This window comes from Algibacter sp. AS12 (assembly GCF_046736315.1).
GTDB classification, from domain to species: Bacteria; Bacteroidota; Bacteroidia; order Flavobacteriales; family Flavobacteriaceae; genus Algibacter_B; species Algibacter_B amylolyticus.
Genome location: NZ_CP151841.1, coordinates 1,794,063 through 1,814,390, shown reverse-complemented (window position 1 = coordinate 1,814,390; position 20,328 = coordinate 1,794,063). Strand labels below are relative to the sequence as shown.

1 protein-coding gene is annotated in these 20,328 nt (G+C 40.1%); it reads right to left on the bottom strand.

All coding sequences use genetic code 11. The annotated features are described in order from the left end of the window. Window positions 1-31: 31 nt before the first annotated feature. Window positions 32-20,107, bottom strand: a complete 20,076-nt coding sequence (locus tag AAFN75_RS07470) for a PKD domain-containing protein (RefSeq protein ID WP_411808971.1) — start codon at window positions 20,105-20,107, stop codon at window positions 32-34. Between the last annotated feature and the right edge of the window lie 221 nt (window positions 20,108-20,328).

The window sequence follows — 20,328 nt, the reverse complement described above, 5'->3', positions numbered from 1 at the left end:
ATTTTAGGTATATCCTGTTTTTATATTTATTTTATCTCACTATGTATAACCATCCAGCTCTTGGCTCTGATCCATCACCTAGGTCTAAGATATAATAATAGGTTCCTACAGGTAATTTTTCGTTTTTATTAACTACTGCTCTTCCGTTAGATACGCCATCAAAAGTATTATCATATCCTTCTTTAACATAAACTACATTACCCCATCTATTATAGATTTCTAATTTATTATCTGGGTAATTGTTTATACAATCAATATAGAAGAATTCGTTTTTACCATTTCCGTTAGGAGAGAATTCATTATAAATTTTCAAACATTCTGGAGTAATGGTTGCATCAGCAATATCATTGCTTTCATTTGAATCTATTTGATCTGTAAACTCTAGCGAAGCCGTATTTACATAATCGTTAATATCTAAAACTGTAACAGTAACTTCTAATGTTTCAGTTACGCCTGCAGATACTAATGGCACACTCCATAAACCAGATTCCTCGTTATATAGTCCAGCCGAAGCTACATAAGACACAAACTCATAACCGGTAGGTAACAGATCTATAATTTCTACAGTTGTTGCATCAATACCTCCTAAATTATTTGCTCCAATAGTAAAGACTACTGTTTCTCCAATTGATGGGTTTGTATTATCAACAGATTTTGTTACTGCTATATCAACAATTGGTGTGTTAATGAATGCTGAATCCTCATCGTCTTCACTTTGGTCGCCATCATCATTATCTGTCGTACTATTAGGATCGAATTGATCGCTACCCGTAATTTGAGCAATGTTTAAATACTCACCACCTTGTAAGGTTGGCATATTTACAGTAGCATCATAAGTAATAGTTAATCCCGTAAGAGGCACATTTAAACCAGACCAAGTAATTATATTACCTAGAAGCTCACCGCCATCACTTATATTAATAATATTACTGTAACCTATTGGTAAAACATCTTCTAACGAAACACCTGTTGCTGCATCTACTCCTGCATTATCTATTTGAAGTGTGAATGTTACAACATCGCCAACATTAGCATTCATATCACTTACAGATTTAGTTAAACTTAAATCTGCTGTTTCAGTCATAACTAAAATACCGTCTTCATCATCTTCGCTTTGATCACCATCATCATTACCTGGTGTACTGTTAGGATCCATAACATCACTTGCACTAATTTCTGCAGCGTTGTAATACTCTCCAGCAGTTCCTGTTGGTTCATTTATTATAACATCGATAAACAAGCTTTGAGAACTTCCGTTAAGAACTGTTCCTACTGTCCATAATCCTGTTACTTCATCATAAATTCCTGATGTTGCACTAAATCTAACAAAATCAAATCCTACAGGTAATAAATCAATCAACTCGACACCCGTTGCTGCATCTGGTCCTGCATTAGCCACTGTTATTTGGAATGTGATTTCATCTCCAACATTTGGCATGATTTCATTATCTACCACTGTTTTACTTATAGATAAATCTGCTGCAGCATCTACAGGAGTGACTAACACATTATCTTCATCATCTTCACTTTGATCGCCGTCATCGTTATTTGGTGTTGAGTCACCATCTACAACATCCGACCCAGTAATTTGAGCAATGTTTAAGTAATCTCCTGAACCATTCACCAATGCATCGACTAATAATGTTTCAGTACCTCCGTTTGCTATAGTACCAACATTCCAGATTCCTGTTGTTTCATTATAAGTTCCTGATGTAGAACTAAACAATACAAAATCAAATCCTGATGGTAATAAATCGGTTACTTCAACTCCCGCTGCTTCCTGAGGACCATCGTTAGTTACGGTTATTACAAATGTAATTTCCGATCCTACTAGAGGAGAAGTATCTCCATCAACAACATCTTTAGTTAAAGATAAATCTGCAGCTGATATTACTGGTGTAACAATAGCGTTATCCTCATCATCTTCACTTTGGTCACCATCATCATTATTTGGTGTTGAATCTGCGTCTACTATATCAGATCCTATTACTTGTGCAATATTTAGGTAATCTCCTGAAGCATTTACAAGAACATCTATCAATAATGTTTCTGATTCGCCATTAGCAATTCCTCCAATATTCCATAATCCTGTTACTTCATCATAAGCACCAGATGTTGAACTGAATAACACGAAATCATACCCTGATGGTAATAAATCGGTTACTTCAACGCCCGTTGCATCTTCTGGACCATCATTAGTTACTGTAATTTGGAATGTAATTTCTGAACCTACTAAAGGTGTTACATCTCCGTCTACTACTGTTTTTACTAATGAAAGGTCTGAAACAGATTCTATTGGTGTTACAATGGCACTAGCCTCATCATCTTCACTTTGATCACCATCATCGTTATTTGGAACAGAATCTGCATCAAACACATCTGAAGAAACAACTTCTGTAATATTTAAATAATCTCCTGTTGCATTTACTAAAACATCAATTAATAAACTTTCAGACTCACCAGATAACACAGTACCTAATGACCATAACCCTGTTGATTCATTATATGTTCCTGATGTAGAACTATACAAAACAAAGTCATATCCAGATGGTAATAAATCCATCACTTCTACTCCCGTTGCATCTTGAGGGCCATCATTAAACACTCGTATTTCGAATGTTATTTCAGAACCTATTAATGGTGTTACATCTCCATCAACAACTATTTTAGTTAAAGATAAATCGGCTTGGGCTGGTGCAATCGTTAACTCATCTTCATCATCATCATCGCCATTTCCATCGCCGTCTTCATCAACTGTATTATCCGTTGTTGGATCACTGTCTGGATCAAATTGATCGCTTGCTGTAATCTGCGTGCTGTTTGTATAGCTTACTCCTGTTCCTGGGGCGTTTACTGTTGCCTCGTATGTTAACACTACTGTGCCATTGTTAGAGGCTACACTTAAACCAGTCCATGTTGCTGTGTTGCCTGTTGCAACTCCGCCATTGTTTACTGTAACTAAGGTGTATCCATTTGGTAATATATCTTCTATAGCTACACCTGTTGCAGCATCTGGTCCTGCGTTGGTTACCGTTAAAGTAAACACTACCGTATCTCCTACGTTTGGTGCGCTATTATCTATTGTTTTTGCAATGCTTAAATCGGATTGTTGGATAACTACTCCTACAGTCGCTTCATCATCGTCTGCAATACCATCGCCATTATCATCTGTATCTGCTCCACTTGTTGGATCACTATCTGGATCAAACTGATCACTTGCTATAATTTCTACACCATTAATGTACTCATCCGCTGCGCCTGTTGGGGCTTCTACCGTAGCATCAAATGTTAAGGTTACCGTGTCTGTTCCTAACGGTACATTTAATCCTGTCCAGTCTACTTGATTACCTGTAGCTACGCCTGAATTACTTACTGTTAATGGTAATACAGTATAACCTACGGGTACAACATCTTGTACCGATACGCCTGTTGCTCCTACTGTTCCGGCATTGCTTAATGCGATAGTAAACGTAACTGTGTCTCCTACATTTGGTGTTGGGTTGCTTACCGCTTTATTAATACTTAAATCTGAAGTTTGTGGCGTAATAGTAAACGCATCTTCATCATTCTCACTCTGATCACCATCATCATTCCCTGGTGTACTGTTTGGATCAAATTGATCGCTGCCTGTTACTTCCGCCGTATTGGTGTACTCACCAGTGGCTCCTGTTGGGGCATTAACTGTAACCTCGTAACTTAAGGTGATACTTGCGGTTGATGCAATGTTTAAGCTTGTCCAATCGATTTGATTGCCTGTAGCTACTCCGCCATTGTCTATATTAGAGATTGCACTGTAACCTACTGGTACAATATCGCTTGCACTTACGCCTGTGGCTGCATCTGGTCCGTTGTTGGTAATTACAACTTCGAAAGTTACTGTATCGCCTACATTTGGTGTCGAACTACTTGTTGCACTTATACCTTTTGTTAATTCTAAATCGGCTTGGGCTGGTACTACAATTTCATCATCTTGATCATCTTCTGTTGGTACATCATTATCTGGCGTACTATCTGGATCAAACTGATCACTTGCTGTTACTTCTGCAACGTTTCTGTATTCATCTGCTGCTCCTGTTGGTGCGTTTACTGTTACTTGGTAAGTCACTGTCATACCTGTTAATGGTACGTTTAAGCCATCCCAAGTAATGGTTGTATTACCTGTATTGAATACACCACCGTTATCGATACTACCGGATACTAAACTGTATCCTATTGGTAACATATCATCGATGCTTACGCCTGTTGCTGCTACTGTTCCGCCATTGCTTAATGCGATACTGAATGTTAATACATCACCTACATTTACTGGGGCGCCATTGGTATCTACAACCGTTTTATCTATCGATAAATCTGATGTTTGTGGTACGATTATAAACGTGTCTTCATCATCGTCATCGCCATCACTATCCCCATCTTCATCGACCGCATTATCCGTATTTGGATCACTATCTGGATCAAATTGATCGCTACCTGTGATTTGTACACTATTTAAATACTCGTCTGCTGCGCCTGTTGGTGCATTAACCGTAGCTTCATAAGTTAAAGTGATAGCGCCATTTGATGGAACACTTAAACCATCCCATATAGCTGTATTACCTGTAGCTGTTCCGGCATTGTTTACAGCTCCTAAGGTATAACCTGTTGGTAAAATATCTTCTACGGATACACCGGTGGCTACATCTGGCCCTTCATTAGTAATGACTAATTCGAACACTAATACATCGCCTACATTTGGGGTTGCTGTTCCTGAGGCTAAACCTTTAACAATACTTAAATCGGCCTCTGCTGGTGCAATCGTTAACTCATCTTCATCATCATCATCGCCATTTCCATCGCCGTCTTCATCGACTGTATTATCCGTTGTTGGATCACTGTCTGGATCAAATTGATCGCTTGCTGTAATCTGCGTGCTGTTTGTATAGCTTACTCCTGTTCCTGGCGCGTTTACTGTGGCTTCATAAGTCACTACCGTTGTTCCATTGTTTGATGGCACGCTTAAAGCTGTCCAGGTGGCTGTGTTTACTGTGGCTGTTCCGCCATTGTTTACTGTGCCTAAGGTGTAACCGTTTGGTAGGATATCTTCTATCGCTACGCCCGTGGCTACATCTGGTCCTGCATTGGTTAACGTTAATGTGAACACTACTGTGTCGCCTACATTTGGACTTGGGTTGCTTATGGCTTTTGTTATACTTAAATCTGATTGTTGAATCACTACGCCTACGGTAGCTTCATCATCATCCGCTATACCATCACCATTATCATCTGTTGCTGCATCTGCAGTTGGATCACTGTCTGGATCATACTGATCGGAAGCCGTAATCTCTACGCCATTGATATACTCATTAGCCGCTCCTGTTGGCGCATCTACCGTAGCGTCAAAGGTTAAAGTCAATGTATCTGTGCCTACTGGTACACTGAGTCCCGTCCAATCGATTTGGTTCGTTGCTGTTTCTGTACCTGTGCCACTAATATTTGATACAACACTGTATCCTACTGGTACGATATCTTGTACCGATACACCTGTGGCTGCTACTGTGCCCGCATTACTTAAGGTAATCGTAAACGTTACCACATCACCTACATTTGGTGTTGGATCACTTACGGCTTTTGCGATACTTAAATCTGATGTTTGTGGCGTAATAGTAAACGCATCTTCGTCATTCTCACTCTGATTGCCATCATCATTAGATGGACTACTGTTGGGATCAAATTGATCGCTACTGGTAATCTCTGCTACATTCGTGTATTCGCCTGCTGCGCCGGTTGGGGCATTGACAGTGACTTCGTAAGTTAAGGTGATACTTGAGGTACTTGCTAAACTTAATCCTGTCCAATCGATTTGATTGCCCGTAGCTACTCCGCCATTGTCTATATTAGAGATTGCACTGTAACCTACTGGTACAATATCACTGGCACTTATACCTGTGGCTGCATCTGGTCCGTTGTTGGTGATTACAACTTCGAAAGTTACTGTATCACCTACATTTGGTGTGGCACTACTTGCTGCCGCTATACCTTTAGTTAATTCTAAATCCGCTTGCGCTGGTACTACAATCTCATCATCTTGATCATCTTCTGTTAATACATCATTATCTGGTGTACTGTCTGGGTCAAACTGATCACTGCCGGTAACTTCTGCTACGTTTCTGTATTCATCTGTTGAGCCTGTTGGTGCATTAACGGTTACTTGGTAAGTGACTGTCATACCTGTTAATGGTACGTTTAATCCATCCCAAGTAATGGTTGTATTACCTGTGTTGAATACACCACCGTTATCGATACTACCGGATACTAAACTGTATCCTATTGGTAAAATATCATCGATACTTACGCCTGTTGCGGCTACGGTGCCACCATTGCTTAATGCTACACTAAAGGTTAATACATCACCTACATTCACTGGTGACCCATTAACATCTACAACTGTTTTATCTAATGATAAATCTGAGGTTTGTGGGACAACTACAAACGTGTCTTCATCATCGTCATCGCCATCAGCATCTCCATCTTCATCGACTGTGGCATCTGTTGTTGGATCACTATCTGGATCAAATTGATCACTTGCTGTGATTTGTGTACTGTTTAAATACTCATCGGCTGCTCCTGTTGGGGCATTGACTAATGCTTCGTAAGTAACAGTAATACTACCATTTGATGGAACACTTAATCCAACCCATGTCGCGGTGTTGCCTGTGGCTGTTCCGGCATTGTTTACCGTACCTAAAGTATAACCGATTGGTAAGACATCTTCTACAGAGACACCAGTCGCTACATCAGGCCCGTCATTAGTAATCACTAATTCAAACACTAAAGTATCACCTACATTTGGTGTGGCTGTTCCTGAGGCTAAACCTTTTGTTATACTTAAATCGGCCGTTGCTGGTACGATGGTTAATGCATCTTCATCATCATCATCGCCATTACCATCGCCATCTTCATCTACAGTACTATCTGTCGTTGGATCACTATCTGGATCGTATTGATCTGATGCTGTAATCTGTGTTGAATTTGTATAGCTTACTCCTGTTCCTGGCGCGTTTACTGTGGCTTCATAAGTCACTACCGTTGTTCCATTGTTTGATGGCACGCTTAAAGCTGTCCAGGTGGCTGTGTTTACTGTGGCTGTTCCGCCATTGTTTACTGTGCCTAAGGTGTAACCGTTTGGTAGGATATCTTCTATCGCTACGCCCGTGGCTACATCTGGTCCTGCATTGGTTAACGTTAATGTGAACACTACTGTGTCGCCTACATTTGGACTTGGGTTGCTTATGGCTTTTGTTATACTTAAATCTGATTGTTGAATCACTACGCCTACGGTAGCTTCATCATCATCCGCTATACCATCACCATTATCATCTGTATCTGCTCCACTTGTTGGATCACTATCTGGATCAAACTGATCAGCTGCTATAATTTCTACACCATTAATGTACTCGTCTGTTGCTCCCGTTGGGGCTTCTACCGTAGCATCAAATGTTAAGGTTACCGTGTCTGTTCCTAACGGTACATTTAAGCCTGTCCAGTCTACTTGATTACCTGTAGCTACGCCTGAATTACTTACTGTTAATGGTAATACAGTATAACCTACGGGTACAACATCTTGTACCGATACACCTGTTGCTCCTACTGTTCCGGCATTACTTAATGTGATAGTAAACGTAACTGTGTCTCCTACATTTGGTGTTGGGTTGCTTACCGCTTTATTAATACTTAAATCTGAAGTTTGTGGCGTAATAGTAAACGCATCTTCATCATTCTCACTCTGATCACCATCATCATTCCCTGGTGTACTGTTTGGATCAAATTGATCGCTGCCTGTTACTTCCGCCGTATTGGTGTACTCACCAGTGGCTCCTGTTGGGGCATTAACTGTAACCTCGTAACTTAAGGTGATACTTGCGGTTGATGCAATGTTTAAGCTTGTCCAATCGATTTGATTGCCTGTAGCTACTCCGCCATTGTCTATATTAGAGATTGCACTGTAACCTACTGGTACAATATCGCTTGCACTTACGCCTGTGGCTGCATCTGGTCCGTTGTTGGTAATTACAACTTCGAAAGTTACTGTATCGCCTACATTTGGTGTCGAACTACTTGTTGCACTTATACCTTTTGTTAATTCTAAATCGGCTTGGGCTGGTACTACAATTTCATCATCTTGATCATCTTCTGTTGGTACATCATTATCTGGCGTACTATCTGGATCAAACTGATCACTTGCTGTTACTTCTGCAACGTTTCTGTATTCATCTGCTGCTCCTGTTGGTGCGTTTACTGTTACTTGGTAAGTCACTGTCATACCTGTTAATGGTACGTTTAAGCCATCCCAAGTAATGGTTGTATTACCTGTATTGAATACACCACCGTTATCGATACTACCGGATACTAAACTGTATCCTATTGGTAACATATCATCGATGCTTACGCCTGTTGCTGCTACTGTTCCGCCATTGCTTAATGCGATACTGAATGTTAATACATCACCTACATTTACTGGGGCGCCATTGGTATCTACAACCGTTTTATCTATCGATAAATCTGATGTTTGTGGTACGATTATAAACGTGTCTTCATCATCGTCATCGCCATCACTATCCCCATCTTCATCGACCGCATTATCCGTATTTGGATCACTATCTGGATCAAATTGATCGCTACCTGTGATTTGTACACTATTTAAATACTCGTCTGCTGCGCCTGTTGGTGCATTAACCGTAGCTTCATAAGTTAAAGTGATAGCGCCATTTGATGGAACACTTAAACCATCCCATATAGCTGTATTACCTGTAGCTGTTCCGGCATTGTTTACAGCTCCTAAGGTATAACCTGTTGGTAAAATATCTTCTACGGATACACCGGTGGCTACATCTGGCCCTTCATTAGTAATGACTAATTCGAACACTAATACATCGCCTACATTTGGGGTTGCTGTTCCTGAGGCTAAACCTTTAACAATACTTAAATCGGCCTCTGCTGGTGCAATCGTTAACTCATCTTCATCATCATCATCGCCATTTCCATCGCCGTCTTCATCGACTGTATTATCCGTTGTTGGATCACTGTCTGGATCAAATTGATCGCTTGCTGTAATCTGCGTGCTGTTTGTATAGCTTACTCCTGTTCCTGGGGCGTTTACTGTTGCCTCGTATGTTAACACTACTGTGCCATTGTTAGAGGCTACACTTAAACCAGTCCATGTTGCTGTGTTGCCTGTTGCAACTCCGCCATTGTTTACTGTAACTAAGGTGTATCCATTTGGTAATATATCTTCTATAGCTACACCTGTTGCAGCATCTGGTCCTGCGTTGGTTACCGTTAAAGTAAACACTACCGTATCTCCTACGTTTGGTGCGCTATTATCTATTGTTTTTGCAATGCTTAAATCGGATTGTTGGATAACTACTCCTACAGTCGCTTCATCATCGTCTGCAATACCATCGCCATTATCATCTGTTGCTGCATCTGCAGTTGGATCACTGTCTGGATCATACTGATCCGCTGCTGTGATTTCTACACCATTAATGTACTCGTCTGTTGCTCCCGTTGGTGCGTTTACTGTAGCATCAAAGGTTAAAGTCAATGTATCCGTGCCTACTGGTACACTGAGTCCCGTCCAATCGATTTGGTTCGTTGCTGTTTCTGTGCCGGTTCCACTAATATTTGATACAACACTGTATCCTACTGGTACGATATCTTGTACCGATACACCTGTGGCTGCTATTGTGCCGGCATTACTTAATGTGATAGTAAACGTAACTGTGTCTCCTACATTTGGTGTTGGGTTGCTTACCGCTTTATTAATACTTAAATCTGAAGTTTGTGGCGTAATAGTAAACGCATCTTCATCATTCTCACTCTGATCACCATCATCATTCCCTGGTGTACTGTTTGGATCAAATTGATCGCTGCCTGTTACTTCCGCCGTATTGGTGTACTCACCAGTGGCTCCTGTTGGGGCATTAACTGTAACCTCGTAACTTAAGGTGATACTTGCGGTTGATGCAATGTTTAAGCTTGTCCAATCGATTTGATTGCCTGTAGCTACTCCGCCATTGTCTATATTAGAGATTGCACTGTAACCTACTGGTACAATATCGCTTGCACTTACGCCTGTGGCTGCATCTGGTCCGTTGTTGGTAATTACAACTTCGAAAGTTACTGTATCGCCTACATTTGGTGTCGAACTACTTGTTGCACTTATACCTTTTGTTAATTCTAAATCGGCTTGGGCTGGTACTACAATTTCATCATCTTGATCATCTTCTGTTGGTACATCATTATCTGGCGTACTATCTGGATCAAACTGATCACTTGCTGTTACTTCTGCAACGTTTCTGTATTCATCTGCTGCTCCTGTTGGTGCGTTTACTGTTACTTGGTAAGTCACTGTCATACCTGTTAATGGTACGTTTAAGCCATCCCAAGTAATGGTTGTATTACCTGTATTGAATACACCACCGTTATCGATACTACCGGATACTAAACTGTATCCTATTGGTAACATATCATCGATGCTTACGCCTGTTGCTGCTACTGTTCCGCCATTGCTTAATGCGATACTGAATGTTAATACATCACCTACATTTACTGGGGCGCCATTGGTATCTACAACCGTTTTATCTATCGATAAATCTGATGTTTGTGGTACGATTATAAACGTGTCTTCATCATCGTCATCGCCATCACTATCCCCATCTTCATCGACCGCATTATCCGTATTTGGATCACTATCTGGATCAAATTGATCGCTACCTGTGATTTGTACACTATTTAAATACTCGTCTGCTGCGCCTGTTGGTGCATTAACCGTAGCTTCATAAGTTAAAGTGATAGCGCCATTTGATGGAACACTTAAACCATCCCATATAGCTGTATTACCTGTAGCTGTTCCGGCATTGTTTACAGCTCCTAAGGTATAACCTGTTGGTAAAATATCTTCTACGGATACACCGGTGGCTACATCTGGCCCTTCATTAGTAATGACTAATTCGAACACTAATACATCGCCTACATTTGGGGTTGCTGTTCCTGAGGCTAAACCTTTAACAATACTTAAATCGGCCTCTGCTGGTGCAATCGTTAACTCATCTTCATCATCATCATCGCCATTTCCATCGCCGTCTTCATCGACTGTATTATCCGTTGTTGGATCACTGTCTGGATCAAATTGATCGCTTGCTGTAATCTGCGTGCTGTTTGTATAGCTTACTCCTGTTCCTGGGGCGTTTACTGTTGCCTCGTATGTTAACACTACTGTGCCATTGTTAGAGGCTACACTTAAACCAGTCCATGTTGCTGTGTTGCCTGTTGCAACTCCGCCATTGTTTACTGTAACTAAGGTGTATCCATTTGGTAATATATCTTCTATAGCTACACCTGTTGCAGCATCTGGTCCTGCGTTGGTTACCGTTAAAGTAAACACTACCGTATCTCCTACGTTTGGTGCGCTATTATCTATTGTTTTTGCAATGCTTAAATCGGATTGTTGGATAACTACTCCTACAGTCGCTTCATCATCGTCTGCAATACCATCGCCATTATCATCTGTATCTGCTCCACTTGTTGGATCACTATCTGGATCAAACTGATCACTTGCTATAATTTCTACACCATTAATGTACTCATCCGCTGCGCCTGTTGGGGCTTCTACCGTAGCATCAAATGTTAAGGTTACCGTGTCTGTTCCTAACGGTACATTTAATCCTGTCCAGTCTACTTGATTACCTGTAGCTACGCCTGAATTACTTACTGTTAATGGTAATACAGTATAACCTACGGGTACAACATCTTGTACCGATACACCTGTTGCTCCTACTGTTCCGGCATTACTTAATGTGATAGTAAACGTAACTGTGTCTCCTACATTTGGTGTTGGGTTGCTTACCGCTTTATTAATACTTAAATCTGAAGTTTGTGGCGTAATAGTAAACGCATCTTCATCATTCTCACTCTGATCACCATCATCATTCCCTGGTGTACTGTTTGGATCAAATTGATCGCTGCCTGTTACTTCCGCCGTATTGGTGTACTCACCAGTGGCTCCTGTTGGGGCATTAACTGTAACCTCGTAACTTAAGGTGATACTTGCGGTTGATGCAATGTTTAAGCTTGTCCAATCGATTTGATTGCCTGTAGCTACTCCGCCATTGTCTATATTAGAGATTGCACTGTAACCTACTGGTACAATATCGCTTGCACTTACGCCTGTGGCTGCATCTGGTCCGTTGTTGGTAATTACAACTTCGAAAGTTACTGTATCGCCTACATTTGGTGTCGAACTACTTGTTGCACTTATACCTTTTGTTAATTCTAAATCGGCTTGGGCTGGTACTACAATTTCATCATCTTGATCATCTTCTGTTGGTACATCATTATCTGGCGTACTATCTGGATCAAACTGATCACTTGCTGTTACTTCTGCAACGTTTCTGTATTCATCTGCTGCTCCTGTTGGTGCGTTTACTGTTACTTGGTAAGTCACTGTCATACCTGTTAATGGTACGTTTAAGCCATCCCAAGTAATGGTTGTATTACCTGTATTGAATACACCACCGTTATCGATACTACCGGATACTAAACTGTATCCTATTGGTAACATATCATCGATGCTTACGCCTGTTGCTGCTACTGTTCCGCCATTGCTTAATGCGATACTGAATGTTAATACATCACCTACATTTACTGGGGCGCCATTGGTATCTACAACCGTTTTATCTATCGATAAATCTGATGTTTGTGGTACGATTATAAACGTGTCTTCATCATCGTCATCGCCATCACTATCCCCATCTTCATCGACCGCATTATCCGTATTTGGATCACTATCTGGATCAAATTGATCGCTACCTGTGATTTGTACACTATTTAAATACTCGTCTGCTGCGCCTGTTGGTGCATTAACCGTAGCTTCATAAGTTAAAGTGATAGCGCCATTTGATGGAACACTTAAACCATCCCATATAGCTGTATTACCTGTAGCTGTTCCGGCATTGTTTACAGCTCCTAAGGTATAACCTGTTGGTAAAATATCTTCTACGGATACACCGGTGGCTACATCTGGCCCTTCATTAGTAATGACTAATTCGAACACTAATACATCGCCTACATTTGGGGTTGCTGTTCCTGAGGCTAAACCTTTAACAATACTTAAATCGGCCTCTGCTGGTGCAATCGTTAACTCATCTTCATCATCATCATCGCCATTTCCATCGCCGTCTTCATCGACTGTATTATCCGTTGTTGGATCACTGTCTGGATCAAATTGATCGCTTGCTGTAATCTGCGTGCTGTTTGTATAGCTTACTCCTGTTCCTGGGGCGTTTACTGTTGCCTCGTATGTTAACACTACTGTGCCATTGTTAGAGGCTACACTTAAACCAGTCCATGTTGCTGTGTTGCCTGTTGCAACTCCGCCATTGTTTACTGTAACTAAGGTGTATCCATTTGGTAATATATCTTCTATAGCTACACCTGTTGCAGCATCTGGTCCTGCGTTGGTTACCGTTAAAGTAAACACTACCGTATCTCCTACGTTTGGTGCGCTATTATCTATTGTTTTTGCAATGCTTAAATCGGATTGTTGGATAACTACTCCTACAGTCGCTTCATCATCGTCTGCAATACCATCTCCATTATCGTCCGTATCCGCATCACTTGTTGGATCACTATCTGGATCAAACTGATCAGCTGCTATAATTTCTACACCATTAATGTACTCGTCTGTTGCTCCCGTTGGGGCTTCTACCGTAGCATCAAATGTTAAGGTTACCGTGTCTGTTCCTAACGGTACATTTAAGCCTGTCCAGTCTACTTGATTACCTGTAGCTACGCCTGAATTACTTACTGTTAATGGTAATACAGTATAACCTACGGGTACAACATCTTGTACCGATACGCCTGTTGCTCCTACTGTTCCGGCATTGCTTAATGCGATAGTAAACGTAACTGTGTCTCCTACATTTGGTGTTGGGTTGCTTACCGCTTTATTAATACTTAAATCTGAAGTATCTAATGTAAGTTCTGCATTGTCCTCATCATCTTCACTCTGGTCTCCATCATCATTGTCTGGTATACTATCAGGATCAGATTGATCACTAGCTGTAATTTCTGCTAAATTATTATATTCTCCAACCGCTCCAGTAGGCGCATTAACTGTAGATATAATGTTTAGTGTTGCAGAACTACCATTTGTAATAGAAGCGATAGTCCATAAACCTGTGGCTGAATCATAATCACCAGAAGCATCATCACTTACATAAGTAAAGCCTGAAGGTAATTGATCTATAACTTCGACATTAGTGGCGTCGTTACTGCCAGCGTTATCAATAATTATGGTGAACGTTACAGTATCTCCAACGGTTGCGTTAGAGGGTGTTACGGTTTTTACCAAATTTAAATCAGCTTCTTCAATTACAAATGTTGCCGTATCTTCATCATCATCATCTCCACCAGTTGTTGGATCATTATCTGCGTCAGCATTATCTTCATCTATAGTTTCATCTGTATTTGAATCACTATCTGGGTCATCTAAATCACTTGCTGTTATTTGAACACTATTTGTATAGTCACCCGAGTCATTTACAGTAGCATCATAAGTTAAAGTTCTTGACAAACCATTTCCGAGTGCTAAATCACTCCAAACAATAGATTTATTTCCAACCACATAAACTCCCGAATCAGAGATTGTACCTGGAACTAAATCTAAACCAGAAGGTAAAAGATCTTCAATAGCAACACCTGTGGCATCACCAGGACCAAAATTCTCCAAGAAAATTGAGAACGTAACCGTATCACCTACTGAACCAGAAACTGGCAATACAGATTTTGTAATCTGTAAATCTGCAAGTTCTAAAGTTATTTCTGCATTGTCCTCATCATCTTCACTTTGATTACCATCATCATTATTTGGCGAACTATTTGGATCTTCTTGATCGCTATTAGTAACTTCAGCTATATTTAAATATTCATTTGAAGCACCTGTTGGCGCATTAACTATTGCCGTTATATTTAGTACTTGGTCTGTTGCTGTTGTAACCGAACCTGTAGTCCAAACTCCTGTAGAAGAATTGTAATTTCCTCCAGCATCATCACTTTGGTACGTATATCCACTAGGTAACTGATCTACCACCTCAACATTTGTTGCCGTGTTAGCTCCTGCATTAGAAACGGTTATTGTAAATACAACGGTTTCCCCAATACTAACGTTAGTTGGTGAAACTGTTTTTTGTAATGATAAATCAGCAGATTCAATAGTTATTGTTGCTGTATCTTCATCATCATCATCGCCATCTGCATCACCATCTTCATCTACCGTTTCATCTGTAGTTGGATCACTATCAGGGTCTATATTATCACTATCTGTAATCTGTACGGCATTCACATAAGACCCCGTAGCGTTTACTGTAGCATTAAATGTTAAAGATAATGTTGCTCCATTAGCGATATTTAAATTCGACCACGTTATTGTTTGACTTCCTGCATCAAAACTGCCTGAATTAGAAACCGTTCCAGAAACAAGGCTATAACCAAGTGGCAATACATCTTCTACTGAAACCCCAGTTGCATCCATATTTAATGCATCGGCATCATTGTTGAATACATCTATTTGAAAAGTTACTGTATCACCTACATTTACAGAAGCTGGTGATACTGTTTTACTAATTTCTAAATCTGAAATACCAACAACTTCTAAAATCATTCGATCTGAAACATCAGTACACATGCCATTAGAAAGCACCCATTCAAATTCATAAGTTCCTAAAGCTAATCCTGTAACTTGAGAGTTTTCAGAATTTGGACTCACAAAATTAGCTGTAGATGGTCCAGAAACTTGATTCCACGTTCCTGTTACTCCGGCTCCAGCAGCTACAGCATTTAAACTTACCGCACTTGATATGGCTACCGTTTGATCTGGGCCAGCATCGGCATTAATTATTTGCTCGTTTACAATAACTTGAACTGTATCGGTTAAAGTACATCCTCCACTAGTTACCGACCATTCATAGATATATGTACCCATAACTAAATTTGTTATGGTTGTGCTTTCAAAATTAGGCGATAAAATAGTTGATGCACTAGGACCAGAAGTTTGACTCCATGTACCTGTTCCCACAGCTAATGTTGTAGCATTCATAGTTGTTTGACTTGCACATATATTTTGATCTGACCCTGCCTCGGCTGCTGAAGGTCTTGCCGCTGGAAAAGTAATTTCAACAGTATCCGTTTTAGGATCACATAGTGAACTTGGACTCGCAGGAAAAGGACCTCCATTTGACACCGTCCATATTAACGTATATGGGGTATTAACATTGTCTGGAATGTTAGAAAGTGTTGTAGTAGGAGAGTTTGGACTATCTATAACAACCACGCCATTTGATGGATCTCCATCAATACCGTTTCCTGAATTATCATCTGAATCAAAGAAAGACCAAGTTCCTGTACCAATGGCTGGTGGCGTAGCACCTAATTGCGCATCAAACTGACATGCGTTAGGCTGATTTGGACCAGCAATAGCATCACTAGGAGGATCGAAAGCCTCTATTCTAACCACATCGGCTAATTTTATACACGCACCTCTTGTATATGTCCATTCTAGAATATATAATCCAGAAGCTGGTATATTCATTGTCGTATCATACTGAGCGTCATCTGCAAAAGTAACTCCACCACCTCCAACAGGAAATACAACTTCCCATTTACCAGTTACAGTTGGAAGCCCAACAACTAATAAAGGGTTAGACCCAGCTAAAGTAACTTCATTAACCACAGGATCATCAAGGCATTTCATTTGGTCTGGTCCTGCATCAGGCTCTGTAGGTTGCTCTATTGTACTAACGGTTACTGTATCTGTACCCGGATCACAAGTTGCTGGACCCGTACCTGTATTAGTATTAAAGGTAACGTCGTCTGGTTCGTACTGAAATTCATATTCTGTACCGGGAGTAATTGTTGCATTGGCAGTGTTTGGTCCAGTAGTTGTAATTGTTGAATTTGTTCCAGTGGTAGATACTTGTGTCCAAGTTCCTGTAGAACCTGTTGTTCCTACTAACAAGACACTAGTTGCGGCACATAACTGTTGATCATCACCAGCAGATGCAGGAGCAGAAACCTCAACCTCTATTTCATCAGATAATGGCGGAGTACAAAGTGCACTACCTACAATATTCCATTTAAAATTATATGTACCTGTAACTAAGTTTGAAACAGTTACTGTAGGTGAGTTAACATTAGAAAATGTTGGATTATTAGGCGCCCCAGAATCTAAACTCCAATACCCAATCTCCTCTGCAGGATTACCAACAGGGTTTCCTTCTAGAACAACGCTAGTAGCGTTACAAACATTTATGTCGTCTTCAACAACACTTGGTACAGTTGGCGGTATACCAACATTTAATGTTACGCTACTTGTAGCAATACCGCTAGGGCAATTTCCACTACCACGAGTTACCACCCAATCAAAAACATAAGTTCCTGAATACGTAAATATAACATCACTATTTGGGTCTGTATCATCAACAAAAGTAAACCCTCCTGGACCTTGATCTAAAACCCATTGACCTGTTGTGCCATCTGCAAGTGGATCTAAGGCATCCATAGTAAAGGTAGTTTGACAACCCGTTTGATCTGGTCCAGCATCGGAAATTGGAGCATCTGCAATTGTTATCTCAACCGTATCTGTTACTGGTTGACACCCAGCACTAGTTACTGTCCAAGTAAGAATGTATGACCCTGGAGATGGAAAAGTTGCTGTAGCATTATAATCGGAAGCTGAAGCAAAAGTTACTCCACTTCCATCGTCAGTCCACATTCCTGTTTCACCCGATAAAGTATCAGGTTCGCTACCCGATAACACATAGGACAAACTAGAAGCATCTTGACAAGCATCAGCGCCAGCAGACACATTTTGTGGTCCTTGAGAATTATTAGTAGAAATAACCACATCTGTACTTTCTGGGGTTGGACAAGTTGGACCTACGGAATTTATTAAAGAAACCGTCCAAGTAATGGTGTATGTTTCATTAGCGGCTAAATCAATAATTTGTGTATTTGGATCGTTAACATCCAAAAAAGTAGGACCAGCTGGACTAATAGACCATTCCCCGATTGTTCCAACCGGTGGATCTTCTGCATTTACATCAAAATTTGTCCCAAAACAAACATTTGGAGATGAAACTGTAAATACTGCTGGAGTAGGAATAGTAGTTGAGTTAAGTGTAACTGTAACATCATCTGGAGCCACTTGACAACCAGCCGATGGTCCTCCTGTTACGTTATATCTATATGTATATACACCTGGCGTAGTTATACCAGTAATATTTATACTTTCGCTATATGGATCATCAATGGTAGTTGTTGCTGGACCACCAATTTGCGACCAAATTGCGGTTCCAACTGTTATTGTATTACCCGATAAATTTGCTCCTGTAGTATCATCATAATTACAATCTAGAACCACATCTCCTCCTGCAGATGGTGATGTTGCACTTCTAGTTATAGTAATATTAATTGTACTTGTACCATCAGAACAAGACGTCAACAAATCACCTGTTGTTTCTTGCCTAAATGCAACGGTGTAAGTTCCAGTAGGAAGTTCTGCTATGCTTGCTAAACCAAATTGATCTAAAAAATCTAGCGTAAATACACCACTAGAAAAACTTCCAGCTGGATACCCTTGGTATCCCGTAGGATAAGTGACTGCTGCAGGTGCATTTAAATTATCTACTGGCCCACTAATTATACTGTAAACCGTAGTTGTTCCTCCTGTGGTTTGAACAGGAATTGGCACTTCAAAAACATTACACTCACCAATAATATCATCTCCTCCGTTTGCCGCATTAAGCGTTATTGTTGGTTCAGGATCCGAATACCTAACCGTAACTGTTCCAACAGAATTACACGCGTCCATACTACCGGATACGGTATCAGGATTAGTAATTGTATAGTTAAACGTGTAAGGATCATTTGCGCTATCTAAACCAGAAACTAAAGTTGTTGGGTTTGTAGGATCATCTATAACAATGTTAGCATCAGACCCATTATATTCCCATAATACTTCTTCGCCTGAATATGTAGGTTCAATACCAACTAAAGTTGTTTGGCTTATTGTGGTATCACAAAACACAATATCATTATTAGCTATTGTTGAAGTTGTTATATCTTGTGTAGGTTCTGGCACAGTAATACTAACAGTATCACTACCATTTACACATGGTCCGCTTACACTCCATCTAAATTGGTATGTACCAGCCTCTAAGGAAGACACCGCAGTATTTGCCGTGTTTACAGAAGAAATTGAAGGCGTTGTTGGCCCACTAACAAAAGACCAAGTTCCTTCTTGACCATTTAATCCACAACCACCAAAACTCCCTGAAAGATTAGCAGATTGTGTTGCTGTATAACATTGATTTAAATTTTGATCTGCCCCTGCTTCTACATTTTGAACACCTCCATAATTAGTTACTGTTATTTCTGCTTCAGATATACAATCTAAATTTGGACCTATAGCATCTTCATTTATTATAGAATAACGAATAGTTGAAACACCACAACTTCCTTCTGGTAAAGTGATTGAGGTTGTACTTTGGTCGTCTACACTAAAAGATACGCCAGCCGCATTTGCACCTACCACAATCCACTCTACAGTTTCTCCGTATAAAGGAGCACTACCATTTAAAACTATAGTTCCATTTGCTGGGCACGAAGCAATATCTCCATTACTAATAACAGCATCAGTAATAGGTTGAACTACTACCTCCATCTCATCTAGGTTATTTATACCATCACCACAGTTTCCAATTAATCGAAAGCCATAAGTCTCACCTCCAACATAACCAATAACATTTGTCACCAAGTTATTTGGATTTTCAATAATTACCGAAGGCCCACTAATTTGCACCCATTGAGAACCTGTAAATGGACTACTGCCTGGACTTGAAACTGAACCAGTTAACGTAAGGCTACTATCTGAACAAATTACTTGATCTGGACCAGCATTAGGCGAACAGTCTTGAGCTGTAGCAGAAAAACTCTGAAATAAAAAAATAGTAATAAAGAAAAACTTTATACAATTTAAATTAATTATTTTTTTTGGAATGTAGATATTCTTCATGTAATAAATTTTATGTAAACACTTTAAAAGGACATGTTAATTTTTGAGTTAGCCACCTGTAGCAGATTTGACCCGTAATAATCGAAAATAAAAAAAACAAGGTATTTGTTAATAAAATACTAAATTAAAAATATTTTTTCGATAAAAATTAATTAAAAACCGATAAAACACATTTATCATAGAAAAAAAACAAGAATTAGCTTTCATAAAAATTAAGAATA

Bases quoted from the DNA above. Each gene is read 5' to 3' on its own strand.
- AAFN75_RS07470 (WP_411808971.1), bottom strand. From the start codon at position 20,107: ATGAAGAATATCTACATTCCAAAAAAAATAATTAATTTAAATTGTATA.